The 3,539-nt window shown below is 71.0% G+C and carries 3 protein-coding genes; 2 read left to right on the forward strand and 1 reads right to left on the reverse strand.

The window, feature by feature from the left end; all coding sequences use genetic code 11:
• The first annotated feature begins 16 nt into the window (after window positions 1-16).
• On the forward strand, window positions 17-1,330 hold the full coding sequence (locus tag J0670_RS33260) for a dicarboxylate/amino acid:cation symporter (protein WP_207815926.1): 1,314 nt from the start codon (window positions 17-19) through the stop codon (window positions 1,328-1,330).
• A gap of 225 nt (window positions 1,331-1,555) precedes the next feature.
• Here J0670_RS33260 and J0670_RS33265 read toward each other — a convergent pair whose 3' ends face one another.
• A complete protein-coding gene (locus J0670_RS33265) occupies window positions 1,556-1,759 on the reverse strand; it encodes a cold-shock protein (protein WP_030287184.1) in 204 nt (67 codons plus the stop codon).
• A gap of 494 nt (window positions 1,760-2,253) precedes the next feature.
• Between J0670_RS33265 and J0670_RS33270 the strand changes: the two genes are divergently transcribed.
• The gene (locus J0670_RS33270) at window positions 2,254-3,159 is read left to right on the forward strand and encodes a menaquinone biosynthetic enzyme MqnA/MqnD family protein (protein WP_207815925.1); all 906 of its coding nucleotides are present in this window, start codon (window positions 2,254-2,256) and stop codon (window positions 3,157-3,159) included.
• Window positions 3,160-3,539: the final 380 nt, after the last annotated feature.

The following is a 3,539-nucleotide window of genomic DNA, read 5'->3' on the forward strand; positions in this document are numbered from 1 at the left end:
GACCTCGTCGCCGTCCGTGCTCACCCGCATCCGCAAGACGCCGTTCTGGGTGCAGATCGTCGCCGGCCTCGTGCTCGGCGTCGGCCTCGGCTACCTGGCCCGCGCCGCCGACATCTCCTGGCTGGCCACCACCCTGGAGACCATCGGCAAGATCTTCGTCCAGCTGCTCAAGCTGGCCGTCCCGCCGCTGGTGTTCACCGCGATCGTGGTGAGCGTCGCGAACCTGCGCAACGTCGCCAACGCGGCCCGCCTGGCCACCCGCACCCTGCTCTGGTTCATGATCACCTCGCTGATCGCGGTCGGCATCGGCCTGGGCCTGGGCCTGCTGACCAACCCCGGCAAGGGCACCAACCTGAAGACCGAGGGCCTCAAGGCGCTCGACTCCAAGGGCACCTGGATCGACTTCCTGACCGGGATCTTCCCGACCAACATCGTCGACGCCTTCGTCAAGGTGAACGTGCTGCAGATCGTCTTCATGGCGGTCGTGGTCGGTGCCGCGATCATCAAGATCGGCGCCAAGGCCGAGCCGATCCTCAAGATCAGCGAGTCCGTGCTGGAGCTGACCCAGACCGCCCTGTGGTGGGTCATCCGGCTCTCCCCGCTCGGCACCCTCGGCCTGATCGGCAAGTCCGTCGCCAAGTACGGCTGGGACCTGCTCAAGCCCTTCGCCACGCTGACCCTCGACATCTACGTCGGCTGCGCGCTGGTGCTGTTCGTCGTCTACTCGCTGGTGCTGCGCTTCGCCGCCGGGCTCAACCCGCTGCACTTCTTCAAGGGCGCCTGGCCCGCGATCCAGCTGGCCTTCGTCTCGCGCTCCTCGGTCGGGACCCTGCCGGTCACCCGCCGCGTCACCGAGCGCCTCGGCGTCCCCAGCGAGTACGCCTCCTTCTCCGTGCCGTTCGGCGCCACCACCAAGATGGACGGCTGCGCCGCGGTCTACCCGGCCATCGCCGCGATCTTCGTCGCCCAGGTCTTCAACATCGAGCTGGGCATCAAGGACTACATCCTGATCGCCTTCGTCTCGGTGGTCGGTTCGGCCGCCACCGCGGGCCTCACCGGCGCGATCATCATGCTGACGCTGACCCTGTCCACCCTGGGCCTGCCGCTGGAGGGCGTCGGCCTGCTGCTCGCCATCGACCCGATCCTGGACATGATGCGGACCGCGACCAACGTCGCCGGCCAGGTCGTGGTGCCGATCGTGGTCGCGGCCCGGGAGAACATCCTGGACGTCGCCGCGTACAACAACCCCTCCGGCGACCTGTACGAGGAGGACGCGCCGAAGGCCGTCATCCCGGCGCAGAGCGGTGCGGGGGCCGCGGCGACCGCCTGATCCCGACCGCGCGACGCGCGCGACGACGCGGAAGGGCCCTCTCCCGGCGACGGGGGAGGGCCCTTCCGCGTTCTCCTCGTGGGCGGTGTCCGTCGGAGAAAGGGCAGGGGGCCCGCCACGATGGGCAGGCCCCCTTGGGTGTTGCTCTTGTGCTCACGGTGACGGCTGTCGGGAGCCGCCGATGGACCCGAACGGGTCCCGAGCGATCAGAACATCAGAGGATGGTCAGACAGCGGTGACGTTCTCCGCCTGCGGGCCCTTCGGGCCCTGGGTGACGTCGAAGGTGACCGCCTGGTTCTCCTCCAGCGAACGGAAGCCGTTCGCGTTGATAGCGGAGTAGTGGACGAAGACGTCGGGGCCGCCGCCCTCCTGGGCGATGAAGCCGAAGCCCTTCTCAGCGTTGAACCACTTGACGGTTCCCTGAGCCATGCCGTTCTCCTTGCGATGCGTGTCGGGGGCCACACCGTGTGGCACCCGGTCCGCTGCGCTGATCGCCCTGCCTCCGGACGAGTCCGAAATTTTTCGATATTGCTGAAAAACTACAAAAAGCCCGCGGTTACATGCTCCGCAGGCTTCAAGTACTGCAAGGGGAATCAAACTGCAACTGAGGGCAACGCTAGCATGCGGCCGCTGTGACGACCAGGGGTCGATCGGGGCGTGGACGGCGCGTGTCGTAGGGCGTGGGAGCGGGTGCGGGCAGGCCCGTTGAGGGCGTGCGAGCACATGATCGAAAGCGTCTGCGGAGGCGGCCGCGGAGGCGGCTGGGGAATGCTCGGAGGCCCGAGGAGTGTGCGCACGAGGCCCGGGGGGACCGTGCACGCGGGGGCCGGGCGAGCGCGCGCGTGTCGGGTGGGCGGTGCGGGGCGCCGCGAACGGCGGGCATACGCTGCGGGGAGGCGCACGGACAGCAAGGGAGCGGCGCAGTGGCGACACCGGATGCGGAAACACGGGAGCCCGAGGAGAACACCCCGGTCAGGCCGCGGGTCGGCCATATCCAGTTCCTGAACTGCGTACCCCTCTACTGGGGCCTCGCCAGGACCGGCAACCTGCTCGACCTGGACCTCACCAAGGACACCCCGGAGAAGCTGAGCGACCAGCTCGTCGGCGGCTCCCTGGACATCGGGCCGATCACCTGCGTGGAGTACCTGCGCAACGCCGACGACCTGCTCGTCCTGCCCGACATCGCGGTCGGCAGCGACGGCCCGGTGATGTCCTGCCTCATCGTCAGCAAGGTGCCGCTCGCCGACCTCGACGGCCGCCGGGTCGCCCTCGGCTCCACCAGCCGCACCTCGGTCCGCCTCGCCCGGCTCCTCCTGGAGGAGCGCGAGGGCGTCCGCCCCGACTACTTCAGCTGCCCGCCGGACCTCAGCGCGATGCTCGCCGAGGCCGACGCCGCCGTCCTCATCGGCGACCCCGCGCTGCGCGCCTACCTCGGGCAGGCCGCCGACCTCGGGCTGACCGTCCACGACCTCGGCGCGATGTGGAAGGAGTGGACCGGCCTGCCGTTCGTCTTCGCGGTCTGGGCCGTGCGCCGCGAGTTCGCCGAGCGCCGCCCCGAACTGACCGCGGCCGTCCACCGGGCCTTCCTGGAGTCCCGCGACCTGTCGCTGGTGGAGGCCACCAAGGTCGCCGAACAGGCCGCCCGCTGGGAGTCCTTCGGGGCCGACGTGCTGGAGCGGTACTTCAGCGAGGCGCTCGACTTCTCGCTCGGCGAGCGGCAGTTGGCCGGGGTCGCCGAGTTCGCCCGGCGGGTCGCGCACGACAGCGGCTTCACGCCGGACGTGGCGGTGCGGCTGCTGGAGCCGGTCGCGCTGCCGGTGGGGCAGTAGGGCCCGGCCCTTCGGGTCGGTTCTCCGGGTCGGTTCTTCGGGCCGGTTCTTCGGGCCGGCTCTCCGGCTCGGCCGACGGGCTGAGCGCGGGACCGGCCGGGCCCGGTACGGTCTGCTCCCGAGGCGTGCCCGACGGCCGGTCCGCGGGGCGCGCCCCGGAAGCGGCGTGCGCGCGGCCGGGCGCCCGCCCGGGAGCCGCGCGGGCGAGGGCGAGGGGAGCGTACGGGGCATGGGGGCACTGGATTCGGACGACCCGCGCCGGGTGGGCGCCTACCGACTGCTGCGGCGGCTCGGCTCGGGCGGGATGGGCCGGGTCTACCTCGGCCGGACGGCCGGCGGGCGCACCGTCGCCGTCAAGGTGGTGCGCCCGGAGCTCGCTG

The organism is Streptomyces sp. FH025, from assembly GCF_017427025.1.
Lineage (GTDB): Bacteria > Actinomycetota > Actinomycetes > Streptomycetales > Streptomycetaceae > Kitasatospora.

Excerpts from the sequence above, each read along its gene's own strand:
- J0670_RS33265 (WP_030287184.1), bottom strand. The coding sequence starts at position 1,759 with ATGGCTCAGGGAACCGTCAAGTGGTTCAACGCTGAGAAGGGCTTCGGC.